Origin of the sequence: Cohnella silvisoli (assembly GCF_021190915.1) — a bacterium.
Classification (GTDB): Bacteria; Bacillota; Bacilli; order Paenibacillales; family Paenibacillaceae; genus Cohnella; species Cohnella silvisoli.
The window spans coordinates 208,077-230,633 of sequence record NZ_JAIOAP010000001.1; the positions used below are offsets into that span (position 1 = coordinate 208,077).

Annotated in this window: 17 protein-coding genes; all 17 read left to right on the forward strand. The window is 49.5% G+C overall.

All coding sequences use genetic code 11. The features are described from left to right. Nucleotides 1-27 precede the first annotated feature (27 nt). The 17 genes from K7P76_RS00885 to K7P76_RS00965 all read left to right on the forward strand — a co-directional run bounded on the left by K7P76_RS00885 (nucleotide 28) and on the right by K7P76_RS00965 (nucleotide 22,518). On the forward strand, nucleotides 28-942 hold the full coding sequence (locus K7P76_RS00885) for a protein-ADP-ribose hydrolase (RefSeq protein WP_232182187.1): 915 nt from the start codon (nucleotides 28-30) through the stop codon (nucleotides 940-942). Further along, on the forward strand, nucleotides 914-1,795 hold the full coding sequence (locus K7P76_RS00890) for a Sir2 family NAD-dependent protein deacetylase (protein ID WP_232182188.1): 882 nt from the start codon (nucleotides 914-916) through the stop codon (nucleotides 1,793-1,795). Before K7P76_RS00885 ends, K7P76_RS00890 begins: the two co-directional genes overlap by 29 nt. A gap of 624 nt (nucleotides 1,796-2,419) precedes the next feature. Beyond that, on the forward strand, nucleotides 2,420-3,523 hold the full coding sequence (locus tag K7P76_RS00895; protein WP_232182189.1) for an ABC transporter substrate-binding protein: 1,104 nt from the start codon (nucleotides 2,420-2,422) through the stop codon (nucleotides 3,521-3,523). Between the two features lie 87 nt (nucleotides 3,524-3,610). Then, nucleotides 3,611-4,531, forward strand: a complete 921-nt coding sequence (locus K7P76_RS00900) for an ABC transporter permease (protein ID WP_232182190.1) — start codon at nucleotides 3,611-3,613, stop codon at nucleotides 4,529-4,531. Then, complete coding sequence (locus K7P76_RS00905) at nucleotides 4,531-5,331, forward strand: ABC transporter permease (protein ID WP_373692326.1); 801 nt, start codon at nucleotides 4,531-4,533, stop codon at nucleotides 5,329-5,331. The genes K7P76_RS00900 and K7P76_RS00905 overlap by 1 nt, the downstream gene beginning before the upstream one ends. Further along, nucleotides 5,332-6,375 (forward strand): ABC transporter ATP-binding protein, encoded by a 1,044-nt coding sequence (locus K7P76_RS00910; RefSeq protein ID WP_232182192.1) that lies wholly within the window; start codon nucleotides 5,332-5,334, stop codon nucleotides 6,373-6,375. A 215-nt stretch (nucleotides 6,376-6,590) separates the two neighbouring features. Then, nucleotides 6,591-7,166 (forward strand): permease, encoded by a 576-nt coding sequence (locus K7P76_RS00915; protein WP_232182193.1) that lies wholly within the window; start codon nucleotides 6,591-6,593, stop codon nucleotides 7,164-7,166. 126 nt (nucleotides 7,167-7,292) lie between these two features. After that, nucleotides 7,293-7,955 (forward strand): TetR/AcrR family transcriptional regulator, encoded by a 663-nt coding sequence (locus tag K7P76_RS00920; protein ID WP_255677868.1) that lies wholly within the window; start codon nucleotides 7,293-7,295, stop codon nucleotides 7,953-7,955. A gap of 153 nt (nucleotides 7,956-8,108) precedes the next feature. Continuing rightward, a complete protein-coding gene (locus K7P76_RS00925; RefSeq protein ID WP_232182194.1) occupies nucleotides 8,109-8,663 on the forward strand; it encodes a hypothetical protein in 555 nt (184 codons plus the stop codon). Nucleotides 8,664-8,737: 74 nt separating this feature from the next. Beyond that, nucleotides 8,738-10,804 carry a sensor histidine kinase gene (locus K7P76_RS00930; protein WP_232182195.1) on the forward strand — a complete coding sequence of 689 codons (2,067 nt, stop codon included), beginning with the start codon at nucleotides 8,738-8,740 and terminating at the stop codon, nucleotides 10,802-10,804. After that, on the forward strand, nucleotides 10,785-11,474 hold the full coding sequence (locus K7P76_RS00935; protein WP_232182196.1) for a response regulator transcription factor: 690 nt from the start codon (nucleotides 10,785-10,787) through the stop codon (nucleotides 11,472-11,474). The genes K7P76_RS00930 and K7P76_RS00935 overlap by 20 nt, the downstream gene beginning before the upstream one ends. Before the next feature lie 429 nt (nucleotides 11,475-11,903). Beyond that, nucleotides 11,904-12,938 (forward strand): LacI family DNA-binding transcriptional regulator, encoded by a 1,035-nt coding sequence (locus tag K7P76_RS00940; RefSeq protein ID WP_232182197.1) that lies wholly within the window; start codon nucleotides 11,904-11,906, stop codon nucleotides 12,936-12,938. A 164-nt stretch (nucleotides 12,939-13,102) separates the two neighbouring features. Next, the gene (locus K7P76_RS00945; RefSeq protein ID WP_232182198.1) at nucleotides 13,103-14,416 is read left to right on the forward strand and encodes an ABC transporter substrate-binding protein; all 1,314 of its coding nucleotides are present in this window, start codon (nucleotides 13,103-13,105) and stop codon (nucleotides 14,414-14,416) included. Nucleotides 14,417-14,501: 85 nt separating this feature from the next. Further along, the gene (locus K7P76_RS00950) at nucleotides 14,502-15,389 is read left to right on the forward strand and encodes a carbohydrate ABC transporter permease (RefSeq protein WP_232182199.1); all 888 of its coding nucleotides are present in this window, start codon (nucleotides 14,502-14,504) and stop codon (nucleotides 15,387-15,389) included. Beyond that, the gene (locus K7P76_RS00955) at nucleotides 15,386-16,210 is read left to right on the forward strand and encodes a carbohydrate ABC transporter permease (RefSeq protein ID WP_232182200.1); all 825 of its coding nucleotides are present in this window, start codon (nucleotides 15,386-15,388) and stop codon (nucleotides 16,208-16,210) included. Before K7P76_RS00950 ends, K7P76_RS00955 begins: the two co-directional genes overlap by 4 nt. 30 nt (nucleotides 16,211-16,240) lie before the next feature. Beyond that, nucleotides 16,241-19,810: a hypothetical protein gene (locus K7P76_RS00960; RefSeq protein WP_232182201.1), complete on the forward strand. Its 3,570-nt coding sequence runs from the start codon at nucleotides 16,241-16,243 to the stop codon at nucleotides 19,808-19,810. A gap of 137 nt (nucleotides 19,811-19,947) precedes the next feature. Next, nucleotides 19,948-22,518, forward strand: coding sequence for a glycoside hydrolase family 2 protein (locus tag K7P76_RS00965; RefSeq protein WP_232182202.1), 2,571 nt, complete (start codon nucleotides 19,948-19,950; stop codon nucleotides 22,516-22,518). Nucleotides 22,519-22,557 lie beyond the last annotated feature (39 nt).

Consider the following 22,557-nt stretch of genomic DNA (forward strand, 5'->3'; position numbering starts at 1 on the left):
TTCGTTTTTAAGAAAGGGGGGTTAATTTTGTACCGACAAGTTGTTTCTCTAAGTATGTACCGTTCTCGAATAAATTTGGATGAAGATTATACATTCAATTCAAAAGACCTGCTTTCAAAAATAAATCGGACTGAAATAGTAGACTCCTTGTTGCACACATTGTCGTCTGAAGAAAAGCTTATCCCTGAGTCACAAATTCCATTAGAGTATGAAAATAAAAGACGATTATTACGAGCATTGTTAAACAAAAGAGAACCAAAACCCATTAGTGAATTATTCAGAAATAAGTTGAAACTTTTACTTCAGGTTGAGGTTATGGACAGAGGCGTTGCGGACGTAAAAGAACTGAAACCTATATCCGTTACTATTCCCGCCGCGCACTCTAAACATAAAGATAAGATTGTTTTGTGGCAAGGCGATATTACCACCTTAAAAGTCGATGCTATCGTAAACGCGGCGAACAACCAGATGCTGGGTTGTTTTCAACCTCTACACGCATGCATAGATAATGCGATTCATTCTGCCGCAGGACCACAGCTTCGAGAGGACTGTCAGACGATAATGGACATCCAGCAATCGTTAGAGAATACCGGGGATGCTAAAATCACGCGTGCATATAACTTGCCATCTAAATACGTCTTGCATACAGTGGGTCCGATTGTTCCGCATGGTACAGAGCTAAACGACGAAAAAAAGAAACAACTAGCTTCTTGTTATAGTTCGTGTCTTGAATTAGCGAGCCAGATATCGAATATAAAGTTAATTGCTTTTTGCAGTATTTCTACAGGTCTTTTTGGCTTTCCCAAAAAGGAAGCAACCGAGATTGCAATAGCAACAGTAAACGATTGGTTAACGCAAAATCCGAACAGATTCGAAAAGGTTATTTTTAATGTGTTTAGTAAGGAGGATTACAATGAATATTTCCAAGCTTTTCAAAAATGACAACATAAAGGAGATTGTTGCGAAAATCAAGGAAGCAGATTGTGTGCTCATTGGTGCAGGCGCGGGGCTCTCGGCAGCGACGGGTATTAATTATGGTGATACAGAGACATTTGCTAAGCTGTTCCCTTCCCTTATACCAAAGGGTTTTCGCAGACAGTATGAATTGATTGGTTACGAAGATTGGACACCTGAAGAGAAGTGGGCTTATTGGTCAATTCACGTTAACCATGTCCGGTTCCAATTCCCTCCGAGTCCAATGTATAAAAAGTTACTCGAATTAATAAAAGATAAGGATTACTTTGTTATCACATCAAACGTTGATGCCATGTTTCATAAAACCGGATTCGACAAAGATAGGATTTTTACCCCACAAGGGGATTACGCTCTTTTACAGTGTGTCCGAGCATGTACGAACGAAACATGGGAAACGAAGCCGGTAATTGATAAAATACTCCCTGATATTAATCATGATAATTTAACTGTAACTGATTCTTCGCTAATACCTCATTGTCCCAATTGCGGAGGGCAAGTTTTCATGAATGTCCGCTTAAGTAGGTATTTCGTAGAAAAACCATATGAAGAGCAACGAAAAAAATATATACAATGGTTGGAGTCGTCATCTAGTAAAAAGCTTGTGGTAATGGAGTATGGTGTAGGGTTTAACACTCCTGGCGTAATTCGCTTCCCATTCGAGCAGATTGTTTATCGCCATCCAAAAGCAAACCTAATAAGGGTTAATGAAAAGCATGCACAGGTTCCAAAAGAGTTGATTGAAAAATCAATTTCCGTTGAATCTAATGCTGCGGTACTAATAGATGACTTGGTAAATAGTCGCGGACATAAAAATAAGTAACTCAATGACTGCTATATGGCAGTCTTTTTTATTTACGTTCCCGTCAGCACAAACCAGCTTTTTTGCCCTTATATTGCAACTGCTGCCCATTGCCATATTTCTTCGTTATCACCATAGCTTGAAGTCCCCATTTTTCCACAATAAAAAACACACGCTCCCGCTGAGGCTTTGCCCTCAATTAACAATCAAACCTCTTATTGCACCAAAGGTTATTATTCAGGTCCTCCAATATTTACTGTTTCAATGAGTACTCAAGGCCAAAAAAGTGCCTTCATCGAGCTAGAACCAGATACATATGAAGCGCGAGGGCTAAAAAAGTGCCTAGTATTGCTCTGCCCAAATCGGTGACATGAGAGTAACCGTAAAAGCAGTTAGAATCATGAAAATAGAACGATTGCGGGATTTACTTGCTCTGAAGCAGCTAAATGGAAGAGGTTGTTCCTTCCTACCGCTTCAACTCGTTCAATTGTTATCGGAATTATAACGGGGATTGCCGCTTTTTACAAACTATACTATCGAGCTTAATCTGAAGGAAATAGAGGAACTTTATAGTGAAGTTGGGTAGGGAACAACAAGAATATAGAGACACCCCGCAAAAAAACACATGGGAGGAAAAGGGAAACTATGAAAAAAGGGTTAAAGAAACAACTTGCAGTTGGGATCGTGCTAACCTTGCTCGTTGTGCTGCTTGCTGCTTGCGGAGGTACGAAAAACAACACTGCAGAGAACACAGGTGCTCAGGAAATGTCGCTGACGGACATCGAAGCGAAAGCTAAAGAAGAAGGCTCCGTTGTCAGTGTCGGTATGCCGGATGACTGGGCGAACTGGAAAGATACGTGGGCGGACATCCAAACGAAGTATGGCCTTACTCATACGGATACAGACATGTCGAGTGCAGAAGAGATTGCTAAGTTCGAGGCGGAGAAGGACAAGCCGACTGCGGATATCGGCGACGTAGGTATCGCATTCGGTCCTGTTGCAATCGAAAAAGGTGTAACTCAACCATTCAAAACTTCGCACTGGGATGAAATTCCTGCTTGGGCGAAAGATAAAGACGGACATTGGCTTCTCGGGTATCAAGGTACGATTTCTTTTTTGACGAATACGAAATTGGTTTCCAACCCGCCTAAGAGCTGGGAAGATCTAAAAAACGGCAACTACAAAATTATCGTAGGCGATGTGACCAAAGCAGCTCAAGCTCAAATGGCTGTACTGGCTGCAGCTATCGCTTTCGGCGGTGACGAGAAAAATATCGAGCCGGGCATTGCCTTCTTCGAGGATCTTGCGAAAAAAGGCCGTATCGCCAACGTAGAAGCTACGCTTGCCAACATCGAGAAGGGTGAAGTCGAAGTCACAATGCTATGGGACTTTAACTCCTTGGGTTATAGAGAAAAGTTGGGTAAGGATCAATATGCGGTTTCCATCCCGAAAGAAGGCAGCGTCGTGAGCGGTTATGCGACGATTATCAACAAGTATGCTCCGCATCCGAATGCGGCGAAGCTGACTCGTGAATACATTCTTAGCGATGCGGGTCAAATCAACCTGGCTAAAGGTTATGCAAGACCGATCCGAGATAGCGTTAAGCTGCCGGACGATGTAGCTGCCAAGCTGCTTCCTAAAGAAGAATATGCGAATGCCAAACCAGTCGGCGATTACAAGGTTTGGGAAGCGACAGCCAAGACTATACCGCAGTTATGGCAAGAACGCGTTCTCGTTCATATTAACTAATCGATCATTAGCTGGCAGCAACAAAGGGGCGCCTTCGTCCGAGTGTCGAAGGCGTCCGTTTCATTCCGTCTTAGGAGGGTGGAAGGCATGAAACACAGAAATCGCTGGGTATGGCTAGGACTTGCTCCTTTTGCGCTTATGGTGATCGCATTTCAATTTATGCCGATATTGTCCATGCTCACTGGAAGCTTCCGGAATGTCGGCGGACCCGGGCTCACGCTGGATCATTACATCAAAATCATGCATAGCGCCTATTATTTGCAAGCCATTAAGAACAGCCTTCTCATAGCCGCATACTCCAGCATAATCGGAATCGTTGTCGGACTTATTTGCGCCTATTCGATTACTCGTTTTGCCCCTGTAATTAGAGACAGACTCCTCATGTTATCCAATATGACCTCGAATTTCGCCGGCGTTCCGCTTGCCTTCGCTTATATTATCCTGTTGGGCAACAACGGGGTATTCACGCTGCTGTTCAAGCAGTGGGGCTGGAGCGTGTTCGCCGATTTCAACTTGTATAGCTGGTCCGGTCTTGTGCTCGTTTATGTCTACTTTCAGGTTCCGCTTGCCTTACTGCTGCTGTATCCATCCTTCTACGGCATTCGCGATCAATGGAAGGAAGCGGCTGCTTTGCTTGGAGCTAGCCCTTGGCAGTTCTGGAGAACCGTAGGCCTGCCGATGCTGACGCCCGCCATCTTCGGTACGCTCGGCATTCTTTTCGCCAATGCTATGGGTGCTTACGCAACGGCTTATGCGCTTGTCGGCGGCAATTACAACTTGCTTGCTATCCGGATAGGCTCAATGGTGGCGGGGGATATCGTGAATCAGCCGGAACTTGGCAGTGCATTAGCGGTTCTACTGGCGCTGTCTACGTTGCTGGCGGTGTATCTCAATCACAGGATGACTAAACGATCCCAGCTATTTACCGCCGCATATGCTTCCAAATCTAGCTCCAAACGAGTCCTTTCGCGACTAACATGGGCAAAGGTGAAGGAGGAGGCATTATGATGACCCGGTTAAAGGCAAGCTGGACTCATCGCTCGCTCATGTTTCTGCTCATGATTTACTTGTTGATCCCCTTGCTCGCAACCGGCCTATATGCATTTGCTAAGGACTGGCAGACTACCGTACTTCCCGAAAGCTGGACCCTCGAATGGGTAGGCGAAATGTTCCAGGACCTGCGTTTTCTGGATGCGCTGTGGACTTCTTTATATTTATGTTTAATCAGCGTAGCGTTGAGCCTTGTTGTCATGCTGCCTGCCGTTTTCGTCATAACGGTGTACTTGCCTCGCTGGGAGACGTTCATGAAAGGGCTTGTCGTGTTGCCTTATGCCGTACCCGGCGTCGTAGCGGCGGTTGGACTTATTCGTACTTATTCTTCCGGTCCTATCGACATTGCTGGAACCGCCTATATTTTAATAGGAGCTTACTTTGTCGTTATTCTTCCTTATATGTACCAAGGAATTCGCAATAGCCTGCTGACCGTCTCTGCCGTTGAGTTGCTGAATGCCGCGGAATTGTTGGGAGCCCGTCGCATGAGAGCCTTCGTTACGGTCATTTTGCCTAACATTTGGCCGGGCGTGATCATCTCCACATTGCTGTCCTTCTCCGTTTTGTTCGGTGAATTCGTGCTTACGAATATGCTGGTTGGCGGACATATCCAGACGATTCAAGTTTATTTGTACCAACGGGTCGGGGAAAGCGGACATTTGGCCAGCGCCATTGCGATTTCCTATTTCGTGTTTATTCTGGCGATGTCCACGATACTCATGAAGCTTGGCCGGAAAATCAACGGGGAGGTGCGGTAGATGAATGCTTCTTACTTAGAGTTGAAGGGTATTCGTAAAATGTTCGGGGATACGCCCGTGCTGAACAACGTGGATTTATCGATCCGCGAGGGTGAACTCGTCACGCTGCTTGGGCCTTCCGGTTGCGGTAAAAGCACACTGCTCCGCTGCATCGCCGGACTGACTGAGCTTGACGGAGGGCGGATTATGCTAGGAAAGCAGGATCTCGCGAATCTTCCGCCCCGCAGCCGGGAGGTTGGGATGGTGTTCCAATCGTATGCGCTTTTTCCTAATTTGACCGTTACCGAGAATATCGAATATGGGTTGAAAATGCGCGGAGTCCCCAAAAAGGAACGTTTGAGGAGGTGCGAGGAGTTGCTCGCGCTTGTCGATCTGGAAGACAAGCGCGGCACCTACCCTCAGCATTTGTCCGGGGGTCAGCAGCAACGAGTGGCTCTCGCCAGATCGCTAGCGGTTCAGCCGAAAGTGCTATTGCTCGATGAACCTCTCAGCGCATTGGACGCCAAAATACGCAAAAACCTGCGAACGGAAATTCGCGAAATTCAGAAGCGCCTTATGATGACGACCATTTTCGTTACGCACGATCAAGAAGAGGCGCTTACGCTGTCCGACCGGATTTGCATTATGAACAAAGGCCATATTGTTCAGGATGGAACCCCCGAAGCGTTATATTCGACTCCCCGCACGGAGTTTGTCGCACGCTTCATGGGCAGCTATAACGTGCTTACACGTACGGATGCGATCCGTCTGTTCGGCGATGGCATAGGCATGGCGGAGAGCTTCGCGATTCGTCCCGAATCGGTGAGGCTGCTATCGGAGATGGAATCAGCTTCATCGATAGGCGGCAAGCGAATCGTAGAAGGAAAGATCGATTCGATTACCATACTCGGCAATGTGATCCGATACTCCGTGGATGCCGCAGGGGTCCTGCTTACGATCGATATCTTGAACGATGGCCGCTCTCTGCGCATGGAAGAATCCGGCACGATCCGGTTGGCACTAGATCCTTCGCAATTGCTGCAATTGGAGAAGGAAGGGGCTTAAGGAAAGTCGGTATCATCGGAGCTCTAGCCCGACTATTTTTACCAAGGGCATGGGACTACCCTCTGGTCTGTTAAGACCTTGTGGTAGTCCTTTTGTTTAAAATTAATCGTTGACGGGTTAGCAACCATCGGTTATATTATAACCGATGGTTACTAACCTTTGGTTACAAAAAAATTATAAGGTTAGCCAATATCACAAATGGGAGCGTGAAGGGAATGTTCGCAGGACATTTTGGTTTGGCGGCAGGAGTAAGAGCGAAGGCGCCGGAAGTACCGCTATGGGCGCTTATGCTAGCAACGCAGTTGCTTGATGTGGCGTTCGTGCCGTTGTTATTAACGGGGGCGGAAACGATGGATGATAAAGGCGGAAGCGGGTACGGGGAGCTAGTCATCCATGCGGATTATTCGCACTCTTTGTTAGGGGCATTAATCATTGCCTTCTTAGCGGGATTACTGGCCAAAAGGATTTGGGGCGGTAAAGCGGGGCGTATAATCGGTGCCGTTGTGTTCAGCCACTGGATCCTTGACCTTGTCGTTCATCGGGCGGATATGCCGCTCTTGCCGGGTAACCTTGGCGATTTGCCATTGCTTGGCTTCGGAGCATGGAGATTCGAGGGCGCCTCTATCGCACTAGAACTCATATTGTTAGCGGCAGGTTTTGTAATGTATGCTCGCTCAGTCCTAAGAAAGTCGTCGGATGGAAGAGGGATGAATGCGGCAATACTGTCTTCGGCCGTGCTTGGAACGCTGCTCTTATTTTCGCTTGTTACAGATGTAGCGGGCCTATTCTAAGGAGGATGAACAACGATGAGCTTCATCGTGTTTGTATTGCTTTTCACTGTTCTTTGCGGCTGGCTGGACGCAAGATGTTCTAAGCGAACGGCAGAACGGAAGTAAAATTGACTTGTGAGATAACCAATGGTTACAATGGGGGCATGGCAAGAGAACGGAGTGAATTATGACGTGGCGACCAAGCAGGAGCAGCGTTCGGAAGATACGAAGAAGAGCATTTTGTCGGCGGCGGGAGAGTTGTTCGCAAGCAAGGGCTACGATTCCGTAACGATGCGGGAAATCGCGAAGGAAGCGGGCTGCTCGCATACGACCATTTATATTTATTTCAAAGATAAAGAAGCCCTGCTTCAGCAGCTGGCATTGCCTCCGTTGCAAGCTCTCAGAAGCCAGATGGATGCGTTCTCCATTCAGAGCGATAAGCCGGAAAAGATCCTAGAGAACATTAGCTTGACGTTCATCGCCTTTTGTTTGAACAATCGGAACATGTATGATTTGTTTTTCAGCGTCAAATCCGTAAGAGTGGACGAAAAGGCGCCGGCCCTAGAGATCAACCAAGCCAGAAACGAGCTGTTCGGGAAGCTCACGGATGCCCTTCAAGCTTGTTTGCCGCTTGAGCCCAATGACGACCGATTGTTGACGTATACCCGGATTTATTTCTTCACCCTGCACGGCATCGTATCCACGTATACTCACTCCGAAGAAACGGTCGAACAGCTGCTAGAGCGGCTGACGTCGACTTTTCGGACCGCATTCGAAGTTTTGCTGAGCGGGTTTAGGCAGCGGGAATAACAGGACAGGATTAAAGCGAATAACCAATACCCTCTCGGGATTCCGTTGCGATCGTCTTTAATTTCCCGGCAACCCGGGACGCTCCTCCCATGACGCCGGGACGCCCGACTTGATATTATCCGGTTGATAATATTGAGATGGAGGGAAATTAGGATGAACATGGAACGGATAATGAAAGGTTTGGCGCTGATTGCGATCTTAGGCGGGATAGCTCGAATTGGAATGGCCCCTTGCGCGACCATCTGGGGAGAAGACAGCATACAGGAATTATTATTCGCATTGGTTGCATGTATTTTAATGGGGATAGGGATATTCGGCATCTATTTTCATGAGGCTCATCGCATCGGAACAATCGGCTTTATCTCGGTACTAATGATTGCCATTAGCAGCACGATAACTACCTGTCTCGTCTGGTCGGCGATGCTAGGGGTTGGGACGGAGGATAATGATTACGTTATGCCTTTGAAGAACATCAATTCGTTACTCGCTCTTCTTGGCATGATTGGCTTCTGCGTTCAGACGATCCGCGCGCGTATTTATCCGATATGGACGGTCGTTCTTTTTCTCCTGTTTCCGGTCATGTCCTTCATCCCGGCCGTGACGGATTGGGCAACCGCGGTATGGGGACTCAGCTATGTCGGCTTCGGTTATTACGCATATAAGAATAAAACGATTCTTAATCGAACGTACTTTGACGCGGCTGCTTAAATCGGGATGAATAAGGAAAGGGATCGTGTTCTTTCGGGGACTCGGTCCTTATTGGGAAGGCGGAGGTGTCTAAAATGAATAGGAAATGGTATCTTATCGGCCTGCATATCTTGTGGTGGGTCATCCTATTCATGGCGCTGTCCGTCTTCGTGGTGTCGAAGTGGGAAGGTTACTCTTTGCTTCAAGTTCCGTGCGGACAATCTCCGCATTGCGATGGCTTGATGTACTTAACGGACGATACGGCGGCGGATCTGCAGGGATATGGTTTATCCACCTCCTTCTATAGCGGCCTGCTCGTCGTATTCATGTCGATATCCAATATTTCTTACTTGGCCATCGGGGCTTTGTTATACCGTTATCGAAGCCAGGATGTTTACGGAATTCTTGCTTCACTATTTCTGATTATCATCGGAACGATTTTCTGCTCGGACGATCAAGCGCTGCGCCCTTACCCGCTTATCTATACGTTTTTTACGACCCTCAATAACGTAGGTTCATTCTACCTGCCCTTCCTATTCTTATTTCCCGATGGCAAATTTACTCCGAGATGGACGGCGTTTCCCGCCACGATCTGGGTAACGGTTCAATCGTATCGATTTATTTACCCCGCGACGTGGGAGAGTTTGAATTGGGATCCCCTCTTCATGACCGTGCTGCTCCTTGTTACTCACGGCCCTCTCGTCTACTCGCTCATTTATAGATGCCGACGATCGTTAACCGCGTCGGAGCGCCGCCATATCAAGTGGTTTATGTTCAGCGTCCTCTGCTACGTGACCGGCGGGCTTATGCTAGCCTTGCAGTATGTGCTGCATGATGGCTTGCTCCAGCTCGTCTTTCATGTGTTTTTCTATGCCGGATTATTGTTCTGGCCGTTCTCTATTGGCATTGGAGTGCTTGAGCGCCAATCGGAGTCCGTGTCCGCAAGGCTCAGCAGAACATTCCTTGTCTCCGTGCTAGGCTTTATTCTTGTTATGCTGTATGCCGCGACGGTAGGGGGATTCAGCATGCTGCTTCGGCAGGACGATTTGCTCGTTGCGCTAGTAGCAACGGGTATTGTCGTAGTCGTATTTCATCCATTGCACATTCGTTTGCAGCGAGGCATTAATCGTCTGGTCTATGGCGAACCCCAAACGCCGTATCAGATCCTGACGCGCCTCGTTGACCGAATGGACAAGGTGATGGAGCAGCAATCCGTGTGGACGGATGTAGTGCGAGGAATCGCTCAAGCGCTTCAGCTTCCCTATACGGCCATAAGAATACATGGCAGCGAGGCAAGTGAACTTGCTGCGGAGTACGGACAACAAGGCCATGATGTTACGGAAATTCCACTCCAATGGAACTCGGAGGAAGTGGGCGTTCTTATTTTGGGTGTTTCTCGTTTGCCGGATACGATGTCGAAGGAAACGGAAGAGCTGCTGTATCACTTAGTCCGCCAAGTTAGCGTGGCCGTGCGGGCGGCGCGGCTGACGGAAGAGCTTAAGCAATCGAGAGAGCGGCTCGTTTATGCAAGGGAGGAAGAGCGGCGCCGATTGGGGCGCGATTTACATGACGGTCTCGGTGCCGGTATGGCGAGTATTCTCCTAAGGGCGGATGCCATTGCGGACCGTTACGATCATGACGCCTTACTAACCGAACAATTGAACGGCGTTCAAACCGGAATCGAAGAAGCGATATCGGATATTCGCCGCCTGGTGTATACGCTCAGACCGCCGGTTCTGGATGAGTTCGGCTTGCTCTTCGCAGTGCAGGAGCTCGCGATTCGTTATGAAGGCGCGGATTTCCATGTGTCGGTTTCAACGCCGAAGCCGCTCCCTGTGCTAAGTACCGCGGCGGAAGTAGCCATATACCGGATCATCCAGGAAGCGCTCACGAATGCCATTCGTCATGGAGCGGCCAGCCAAGTTCAAATCGCCTTCACGAAATTCGATGGTTGGCTGAAGCTTATCGTTAAGGATAATGGCGTAGGATTCCGGAAGCCTTTCGTCCCGGGTATCGGCGTTCGTTCCATGAGAGAGCGCGCGGAGGAGTTGGGCGGCCGTTGCGAATTGATCCATTCGGAAGGTGAAGGTCCAGGCACGGAGGTTCATGTATTCATTCCTTATAGGGTGGAGGCAGACAGAGATGGAATGGCGAGAGCCTGAAGAAAGCGATAGTATCCGTATTTTATTGGCGGATGATCATCCCGTGTTTGTTGAAGGGCTCATTTCAATATTGCGCGCGGCTCCCGACTTCGAGGTGGTGGGCATAGCGAGGACGGGGCGGGAAGCGACCCGGCTTGCCGAGCAGTATCAACCGGATATCGTCCTGATGGATGTGCATATGCCGGAGCTGAACGGAATTGATTCCACCCGGGAGATCATCCGCACAAGCCCGCATATCGGCGTTCTCATCTTGAGCATGCTCGAGGACGACTATTCTATTTTTTCCGCGATGCGCGCTGGTGCCCGAGGATATTTGTTGAAAGGAGCCAGAAGTCGGGAGATCATCAGGGCGGTGTACGCTGCAGCCGACGGGGAATCGATATTCAGCGCGGCGATAGCCAGACGGATGATGTATTACTTCAATGAGCATAACCATCAATCCCAAGCTGATGTTTTCCCTCAGTTGACTTCCAGAGAGCGCGAAGTGCTTTCGTTCATTGCCAAAGGACATAACAATACGGACATTGGTTCTCTGCTCGGCTTACGTCCGAAGACGGTAAGAAATCATGTTTCGAATATCCTAAACAAGCTTCAAGTCGTCGATAGATCCCAAGCGATCATCATGGCGAGAGAATCGGGGCTCGGCGGGAAGGGGTCTGCGGTAGAATAGTTTACTCCTTATGCTTAGAAGCTTTACCTTGATTACGCAGCGTATTCCGTTCCTAGGCCAATAAAGACCTTCCATCCCGGAAGGTTTTTTATTTTGCTGCCAACATATGAAGAGATAATGGGAAGTCCTAAATCCAGTCCAGAATAAGATAAATCCCAGTCCAGTTCTTAATAAAGGCAATCATTCTATAATAAATTTGGTGGTTGGCATGGGTTAACGGATACGGACGCCGGACAACAGGGTTGAGGGAAAATAATACGTGTATACATACGAACTGCAAACCAATTGGAAATTACGGCACGGTGAAGTAGTTCGATCTATCCGAAGAAACCATAGATCTAAAGTTGAAATTTGTTGATATAAATGTTGAAACGATGTCGTTTACAGTGTATGATTTTTTTAGTTCATTTATAGACGGGAGAAAACAAAGTGGCTAAAAAAATAACAATGCAACAAATTGCGGACGAGCTGCAAATGTCCAAATCGCTCGTATCCAAAGCGCTTTCCAATCAACAGGGGGTCAGTGAAGAAACGAAGGAACGAGTTAGATTAGCCGCCATCCGTCTAGGATATCGCGTCAATTCTTCCGTGATGAATATACCTGCTTCGAAAACGGGAATTGTTGCGGTATTGCTGCCGAGGGAGGATCTGAGCGATATCGAATATTGGGGTGAAATCATCAGCAATATGGAGTTGGAGTTAAGCAAGCAGTCTTTCAGCATGATTTTGTCGGGAGTCGATCTTTCTTTGCCGTCAAGCGAAGGGATCCCCAATTGCATAGTCGACAGAAAAGTAGATGGAGCGTTGATCATGGGGGAAGTTCCAATCTCGTATATTCTTGCGGTTCAAGCTACGGGCATTCCGGTTATTCTCGTTGATTCGTTTCACTATCAAACGAAACTGGATCACGTATTGGCCGAAAACTACAGCGGCGGATACGATGCTGCCCGCTACTTATTGGACAAGGGGCACCGCAAAATCGGTTTTGCCGGCGACATTGCCTATTCCGCCAGCTTCAGCGAAAGATACCGCGGCTATAAGGACGCCATCCGCGATTATTCTGCGCAGAATCCCGGCGCGATCATTGAACAAACCGATATGACGAGCAGCAGGGAAGGCAAACGGATTCCCGTGTCCACCTCTCAGGTTCTTTCCTGTTTGGAAGCGAAAAACCGTCCCAGCGCTCTCGTATGCGCCAACGATCCGATCGCCATTCTTATGCTTCAGTTGATGGAAAGGCTCGGCTTATCCTGTCCGGAGCATGTTTCTCTTATCGGCTTTGACAACTTGCGGATGTGCGAATGGGTCAGTCCGCCCTTGACCTCCGTGGACGCATGCAAAGATCGAATGGGGAGCCGCGCGGTTCAACTGCTGTTTGAACGGCTCAACAACAGCGAGTCCCGGCCGGAGCACGTGATGATTACAACCTCGATCGTCGAGCGGAATTCGGTCAATACTCTATGATTTTTTAAATGGAAAATATTTCTACGAAACAAGTTGAAGAAAAAACATAAATAAGTTTCGTAAAAACTGTTTACAATGAAGTGGGTACGGATATATAATCGTGTTGAGGATCCTCTTGGAAGCGCTTCATAATCAATTCAACTTTTATCAATTAGGGGGAGCTTATGAAACGGAAAATCGCACTTATGATGGCGCTGTCGCTTATTGTTCTGTCGGTATTGGCAGGCTGCGGCGGCAACAACGACAAACCTGCCGAATCTTCGGGGGAGAACACGGGGACGCCGGCGCCGCAGTCCCAGACAGCATCGAACAGTCCCGAGAAGGACGTGGATCTGCGCATCATTAACTTCAGGGTGGAAGATAAGACGTTTTACGATGAAATCAACGCCAAATTCGAACAGGAATACCCGAATATCCACATTAAGTACGATGCCGTTCCGACCAAGGATTACGCCCAGTTAAAGCAAGCCCGTCTGACGACCGGGGATGTCGACTTGGTAGGCGGTGGCGCGAGGGACGTTACGGATCCCGTCATTCGCGACAATTGGTTGGACATTAGCGGACAACCTTATCTGGAACGTTTTCTGCCGGGAGCCTTGAAGTCTGGCCAAGCGGACGGCAAGCAGTACCTGTTCCCGATGCTGGCCACATCGGTCGTGACTTACTACAACAAGAAAATATTCGCCGATTTGGGCCTGTCCGTTCCGAAGACGTGGGCGGAATTTGTGGAAGTATGCGAGAAGATCAAAGCGAGCGGCGTGGATCCGGTTATGTTCGGCGGTAAGGATCAATGGCCGATCAACATGATTCTCATAGGCTTGGAAGCCGGCATCGTCCAGGGCAGCCAGCCCGATTTCTACAGCGGCATGAAAACCGAAACGACCAAATTCACCGATCCCGCTTGGGTGGAAGTGTATACGAAGCTGCAAACTTTGAGCAAATACTTGCAGAAAAATGCGGTCGGGCTTGCGTACGGTGAGGCGCCGGGATTGTTCGCACAAGGGAAAGCGGCGATGATGATCGACGGTTCTTGGAGCTCACAGCAGATTGAAGCTGCGAATCCAGCATTTGAGGTCGGCGTGTTCTTGACTCCAGGCAGCGACAAAGCTGAGCTGAACAATACGGCTCCGGTGTCGAACGGCGACAGCGGATGGATGATTTATAAAGACGCCGAGAACAAAGATGCGGCTCTGAAATACTTGGAATTCCTGTCCCGCCCGGATAATTACAAGCGGTACATTGAAGTCGCCAAGATGCTGCCCGTTATGAAAGATATTCAAATGAGCAGTCCGATTACCCAAGCCATCGCCCAGTTGTTAAACCAACAGACGGGGTTCTGGGAGTCTTATCAAGTCATCGGAGCCAAATACAATTATACCGATTACGCCATTCGGACAATCTTGGGCAATATGAAACCGGAGGAAGCGGCGGCAAAGATGCAGCAAGATTTTATCGACAGCAAGCCGAACTGGAAATAATTTAGCAACGAATCGCAGTACGCGTCGCTAGGGAGGCCTCTCTTTCATGACGAGGCCTCTGTCCAGGCAACAGGGAGGTGCACAATTGAGAACCAAAGGACGCGGAGCTATATGGCCTATAGTCGCTGTTACGCCGGCCCTGCTGCTATATGCCGTTTTTGTCTTGTTCCCCAGCATCGGCAACATCTATTTCTCGTTCACCGATTTCAACGGTAATGTGCACAAACCGATCCATTGGGTAGGGCTGGATAATTATACGCGAGCCTTTACATGGGAATCGGAAGGCTTATGGCACTCCATCAAGGTGACGTTTATATTTGCCGTCCTGGTCACCTTCATCCAGAATGCGGCTGCCGTTATCGTGGCCGTATTCCTCAATATGAAAATCCGGCTCCGCAATTTCTATCGTTCGGTTATATTCGCTCCGACGATTCTGGGAGTTGTCGTAGTCGGTTTGATCTGGACGCTTATCCTGGATCCTTATTCAGGACCGTTAATTCGGATTGTGCAGTTTTTCGGCGGCAATTCCGCGCTGCTCGGCAGCCCGGATACCGCTTTATATTTGGTTGTGTTCGTTACGATCTGGAGCTCTCTCGGATATGCCATGATTTTATACTTGGCAGGGCTTCAAGGAATTCCGGAGCATCTGTACGAGTCGGCCAAAATCGACGGGGCGAACGCAAGAGCTTCTTTTTTTCATATCACACTCCCGATGCTCCGGCCTTCCATTACGGTAAATGTACTGCTTAGCATCATCGGCACCTTAAAGACGTTCGACATCATTGTCGTCATGACGAATGGCGGACCGGGAACGGCGACTACGACGCTGGGGATGCATATTTTCAAAAACTTGCTGACGCCGGGGAGCAGCCAAGGGTATGCCGCCGCTTTGTCGATCATCCATTTTGTCATTGTCCTTGCCGTCGTGCTGATCGTTCAAACTTATTTGCAGCGCAAGGAGGCGGACCTATGAGGATGCAGAGCAAAATCCAAACCGGATTGGTGAACGCCGCCCTAGGGGCGCTTACTCTGACGATGGTAGTTCCTCTTTTGCTCGTTCTTAACGTAGCGCTCAAAAGCGACGCCGAGTTTTTAAACCATTCTCTTGGTTTGGTGGAATCTCCGCAGTGGGACAATTTCCGTCAAGTGTGGATCCAAGGGGAAATGGGCGTTTATTTTCAAAACAGTTTGATCTATGCGGTGCTGGCTTCGCTCGGAGCCTGTCTCATCTCCGGTTTGGCGGCGTTCCCGATTGCCCGCAAGCATTTTAGAGGATCTCAGGTTGTCTACTTTGTGTTCCTGTCGGCTTTGTTTTTTCCCGTCGCTCTTGTGCCGCTGCTGTATGTGATGAATGCATTGGCGCTGATCAATACCTACTACGGCTATGTTTTACTGATGATCGGCAATAGTCTCTCTATCTCGGTATTCATTTTCGTCGCTTTCGTCAAAGGGGTACCCAGGGAATTGGACGAGGCTGCGGCAATCGACGGCTGCGGATACTTTCGGTACATATTGACCATTGTATTCCCGCTTATGAAGCCGGCCATAGCGACGGTTGGCATGCTGGTCGCCATCGGCACATGGAACGATTTCATCAATCCCTATTTGTTCCTGACGGACCGGAACATGAGACCTCTTACGTCCGGACTTTATTTGTATTTTGGACAGTACGCAACCAAATGGAACTACTTGAGCGCTGGAATCATCGTCGTGACCGCACCGCTGTTCGCAGCCTATTTCTTCTTGCAAAGGTATATCGTCTCAGGCGTGACAAGCGGAGCCATTAAAGGTTAACACACACACATTCGAAAGGTGGTTAATCAAGTGGGGAAATCAGGAGGAAAACATTCGGCTTACCGGCATTTTTTCACCTTTTTGCTGCTTCTGGCAGGCGTTCTCGTTTTTGCGGGTTTGGCTTATGCTTTACCCTTTACGGGCGGAGGGCCGAAAAGCTTCGAGGATTACTATCCGGTCGACTATTCCGCGCATATCACGATGGGGAGTCCCAACAACAGCTCCGTATTGCTCACTCAAAAGTCATTTACTGATGGTCAGCCCGTGTATTTCAGCAATATAGGAGGGAAGACGGCCAAGCGGCTGAGCGGCAGCAACGCGAACGAGCAATATATGTATCTCGACATCGACGACTCGTTCGCCCTGCGGTCCAAGACGTGGATCGAACATCCCCGCGTCGAAATCGATTTCTGGTTCTACGACGACGGGACCCCGGGCGACACTTTCTTTATTCAGTACGACTCTCTCGGCTCCGGCGCTTACAAAAATGCGACAGTCGTGACGAAGAGCGGAACGAACAAGTGGAAGAACGTCTCCGTATCGCTCGTCGATCACAATTTCAACAATAGTCAGAACGGAGGCTCCGACTTCAGAATCGGCGTCACCGCGGCGGGCAAACATGTGTACATCCATCAGGTCGTCGTGCAGATTCCTCCGCAGACTTACACAGCATCTTCCATTTTGGGTAACCCGAATACGGAAGATAAAGTGTACATGAATACGTTCACGGACGGGACGGCACCGGTATCGAGCGGGCTGTCGCAAAGCGCGCGATATGTGAGCAAAGACTCCGCATCCACTCAGTACATGTATTTCGATCTGCGGAACAGCTTCAAATGGAATGCTGCCGCTAAGCGCGACCTGCGGGTTACGGTTGAATACTATGACAATGCTGCCGGCAACTTGTTCGCGGTGCAGTACAGCTCCACCGCAGGAGGAGCCTATAAGGAGACGGCAACCGTACAGGGCACCGGCTCCAACCAGTGGAAGCTATATACGATTCCGATCAGCGACGCCAGCTTCACGAACGCGCAGAACGCCGCATCGGACTTCCGTCTGGTTGCCAAGAAAGCAACCGGCAACGTGAACATTCACAGGGTGAACGTCTATATTACGCCCGGCGAATACGTTAAGCCGTACATTACCGATTTCACCGGACCGACTTTCCAATCCGCCACGGACCGGATCGTTTACACCTCATTCTTTTACTGGTACGACGTCTATAGCCATGCTCACATGAATGAGAGCGGGAAAGATATTTTGCAAAACCATCCGCCGGATGCCGTTATGGCCACCTACAGCAAATACGATCCGCAATTTTGGAAAAACGAGCTGCAGGATATGATCGATACGGGCGTCGATATTGCCGGGCTATGCTACTGGGGCTCGGAATCGGAAATGGGAAAATGGAGCATCGTCGGTTTGCCCGCTATGGTGACCGCGCTCGACAATCTCACCGCCGAAGGCAAAACGCCTCCGCGGATCGGGCTGTTTTTCGATACGAATTCGCTGCGGAGCGATTATCCCGGGTATTCCAACAGGGGACACGAGGATAACGGGGTTCAGAAGGGGCTTACCACCCAATACGAGCTGGAGGATCTGTATAAGAAGGTGAAAGACTTCTATTCGATGATCCCGCCGCAATACTGGGCGCGCGTTGACGGCAAAGTCTGGTTCAGTACGTACGAGCAGGGGAACCAGAGCCCGATCGATTACGATAACGTGTTCAGTTATATCAACACCCGGTTTCAGGCAGACTTCGGGCTGGAGTTGTTCCTCGCTCCGGAGACGATGTGGGGCTACAACAGCAATATGGAATACGATGTGCACGACTATTGGGGTTCCGCCAATAACGTGCTCGGATTTGGCGGTCTGGATTCGGCTGTAGGCGGCGTCGGTTCGGGTGCCAACAATACCGCTACTTCGGTCAACTCGGGAGGTCACCCGATCATCATTCCCGACCCGAATGGTGAGCGGCTAACCTCCCAGCTAAAAGGCGCTTTGTATTCCGGACGGAAAATCATCGATCTCAGCAACTGGAACGAGATGCATGAGGGTGGAAACCTTAACCGGACCAAGGAAGCCGGAACTCGTAATCTCGATATTATCAAGGGTTTGCTGACCAATTTGCAAACATACGTCTATGACATCCAGGGTTCGCCTTATCGGGATGCCATCGGAGGGCAAGTGTTCACGCGATCGACGGACGGCACCTATTTCTGGTGGGATCTGAACCGAACTTTGCCGGCCGGCACCTACAAAGTATTCGTTCGGGCACATGGATACAACCGTAACGTAACCGTGAACCAAGTCAACGAGGATACCGGTACAACGGTTAAGTCGATGAACGTGAAGATTAACAGCAACGATCTCACCTACTATACGCTGCAGGATTATTATGTCGGAAAAATCGATTATGACGGGACCTACGATCTGAGGTTGGCCGATTGGAGCAACGGATCTATCATAATGGACGAAGTCTACTTGGTCCCGAGCTATGAAGGATTCAAGTATTACGACCTTGGAGGAACGGCAGACACTGCTGCCGTCGGCGGCGGAGCCGCCACGCGGACTTCCGCGGGATCCTATCTCTGGTGGGAATTGAACAAGGATCTGAATCCTAACAAGTTCCGGGTGTACGTCAGGGCGAAAGGAACGGGCACGTTTAATCTTCTCCAAGGCAACAAGGATGCGGGAACCACGATCAAATCGATGGCGGTCCCGGTCAACTCTACGGGATACAAAGAGTATTTCGCCGGATTCATTTCCTATGACGGAACTTATAACCTGCGATTGGCCGATTGGAGTCCGGCAGGCCTGCATGTGGACGAAGTCCATTTGGAGCCCCATTTCACGAACTTCCCGTTGAGTCCGAATACGGTATGGGGAAATTACACCGATGACCCGGCGGATCCGAAAACTATCTTCGGTCACGCCAAACCCGCCGATGTAAGCGGCAACTATATGTGGGGTCCTTACCAGCGCAGGTTTCTTCCGAACATATACAACTTTTATGCCCGAACGACCGGCTCCGGCATCGGCCACAGCTTCGGGGTCAGCAACATGGAGACGAGTCAGAATATGTATCTTAACTCGTATACGACGGACACGAACAACGCTTACGCGGATTATTATGCCGGCACGTTCAGCTATAACAACAGCTACAATTTGCTGCTGAGCGATTTCGGAGCGGCAGGCGGCTATATGGATTTCTACGCGGCCGTGCCGAAGAAGGATGAAATATTGACCTATCTGGATGTTGGCAATACGAATGACGCCAACCCGGGTATCGTCGGCGGCAAGGTAATGACTTTGGCGTCGGACGGGATTTATTCCTGGTGGGCGCTTGGTACCCGGCTGCCTGCAGGCAATTACGGCGTGTACGTCACCGTAAAAGGAACCGGAAATTTCACGGAACATCAATTCAATGAAGATACGAATACGGTTATCGCAACCGGAACGGCCGCCGTCAATAGTCCTACGGATTATATTGATCAGTACGTTATGGATATCGCGTACGACGGGACTTATAATTTGAGGCTTACCGATTGGAGCAACGCCGGCTTGCGTGTTGACATGGTGTATCTCATCCGCCGATAAATTTCAAATTTCGCTGAGGGTATGCGGGGAGACGGGGAACAAACAGCAGGAACTTACAATCAGGCTGCCCGTTTCCCCGCATGCGCCTTTAAGCAGCCGCACCAACTTATGGCGATCGCATGGACGGAGAGGATCGGATGTCAATCAGAAAGATAAAATTGGATGAGTGGGATTTGAAAGGTTTTTATCCCTTTGTGCCTTTACTGGGCAAAAGCCTGGAGACGGGCGGGGAATTGCTGGGAGTAACGGATTGGATTCCGGCCACGGTGCCCGGCAGCGTGCAGCATGATCTGCTTCAAGCCGGCATCATCGAAGATCCGTACTATGGAACGAACAGTCTAAGCTGCGAGTGGGTGGCAAACAGGTGGTGGATTTACCGGACGAAATTCGACTTCAATCGCCAAGAGGGCGAAACCGTCCGTCTTTGTTTTCAAGGATTAGATTACAAAGCGCATATTTATTTAAACCAATCGCTGCTGCATACGCATGAAGGCATGTTTCAGCCTTTGGCGCTCGATGTTACAGACCTGCTGCGAACGGAAAATAACGAATTGATGGTTATGTTCGAGCACGCTCCAGATGAAATGGGACAGATCGGATATACGTCCAAGACATCAACGCAGAAGAGCCGTTTCGCCTACAAATGGGATTTTTCCGCCCGGCTCGTTCCGATCGGTTTCTGGGACGAAGTTTATATCGGGGTAACTGGAAGGGTGAATTTGAAGGAGACGCGTCTTGAGCCCGAATGGAACGGCGAGGATAGGGGAGTAATTCGGGTTAAGAGTTTAGTGGCGTGCGGATCAGAGGGGATTGGAGAGTTTCCGCGTGCAATCTCTTATCGGGTTGCCATTTACAAGGACGGCAATAGGGTTTCGGAAACAGGGCAGAAGTATGTAGTTGTAGCCGAACAGACAGTTTGCGAAGCGGAGCTTAAGATAGAGAACCCGGAGTTTTGGTATCCGAACGGGATGGGAGACCAGCCGGTATATGAGGTTCACGTCGAAATATGGGATGGCGAACATAAAGCGGATCAATGGGAAGGTGCGACGGGATTCCGAAGCTTGGCTTGGGTCCGCAACGAGGGTGAGCCCCATGATTCGCTTCCCTATACGATTGTAGTCAACGGGGAGAAAATGTATATCAAAGGGGTTAATTTGACTCCTCTTGACATTCTGTACGGAAATGTTTCCGATGATCAGTATAGACGGACAGTTACGATGTTGAAAGAGGCCCATATCAATCTCGTCCGCGTTTGGGGCGGGGGGCTGATCGAAAAAGAAATTTTTTACGATTTATGCGACCGCAGCGGAATTCTGATCTGGCAGGAATTCATTCAATCCAGCTCGGGAATCGATAATGTGCCTTCCAAAGACCCGCATTTCCTGCGGCTGCTTGAGGAAACGGCCGTCAGCGCTCTGAAGACGAAACGGAATCATATTTCGTTAGCCTGCTGGAGCGGCGGCAATGAACTGACCGATCACGATGGCGTTCCGGTTACGGCGGAAGACGACAATATCGCTTTGTTGAAGTCCTTAGTTGACACTTACGACCCCGGTCGTTTTTTTCTCCCTTCTTCCGCATCGGGTCCTCTTGAATTTCTGGATGTGGAGCAGCCAGGGAAAAATCATGACGTTCACGGACCTTGGAAATACGGAGGGCCGGAGAAGCATTATGAGTTGTATAACCGATCCGACAGTTTGCTGCATAGTGAATTCGGCGTTGACGGCTGTTGCTCCGTGTCCTCGATGCGTCGGTTTCTGCCCGATGAACATCTCAAGGTAACGTCCGTGCAGGACAATCTGGTATGGCGGCATCATGGCGAATGGTGGGATACGCTCGAGAGAAGCCGGCAATTTTTCGGAGAGCTTCCGAATTTGGAATCATTGGCGGCTGCCAGTCAATGGGTGCAGGCGGAAGGGATTCGCTACGCTCTTGAAGCGAACAGAAGGAGAAAATACGGCAACAGCGGCAGCATCGTCTGGCAGTTCAACGAGCCTTGGCCGAATGTATCCTGCACCAGTCTGGTCGATTATTACGGCGAGCCCAAAATGGCGTATTACGCAGTTCGTCAAGCCTATCGTCCGTTCCATCTGTCGTTGAAATACGATAAATTGGTTTTCCGGCACGGGGAGACCTTTAAAGCAGCCTGTTACGTCCATAATAGCGGGAAAAATCGCAGCTACGATTGGCAGGCGGATTGTTTCGATCTAAACGGGAATTTTCTGTGGACGAAGCGAGGGAGTCATATAGTTGGTGCCAATTCGGCTTCACAGGCGGCTGAATTTTCCATGCCGATAGATGAAAGATGCCCTGACGTATTTGGAATCAGGCTGCGATGGGACGCCGACACCGCGCAGTCCAACGTTTATTTCTTTTCCGCACGGAGGGAAAGCTGGTTTCGGTCGTTATGGGAAGGCCCCAAGCCGATTCTTGATTGTTCGCTGAAAAATCAAACCGTAAGTGCGGGGAACGGGACTTCCACCGGTACTTTTGTTGTCCGGAACGTCGGCGGCTCCGTCGCACTCTTCGTCAAGGCCAAAGCACCGCCAGGCGCGGATGCTGCGGATGTGCGCTGTCTGCAGAACGACTCGGTTTTGCTTCCCGGAGAGAGCAGGGAATTTGAAGTGCTGACCTCAATAAGAGCGCATCAAGAAAATCTATCGTCCGTTCTTTCCAATGTAAGTTTTCAGGCTTGGAACGATAGATAGGGAAACGCCGCGCGGCTGCGCAAAGTAAACTCAGGAGGT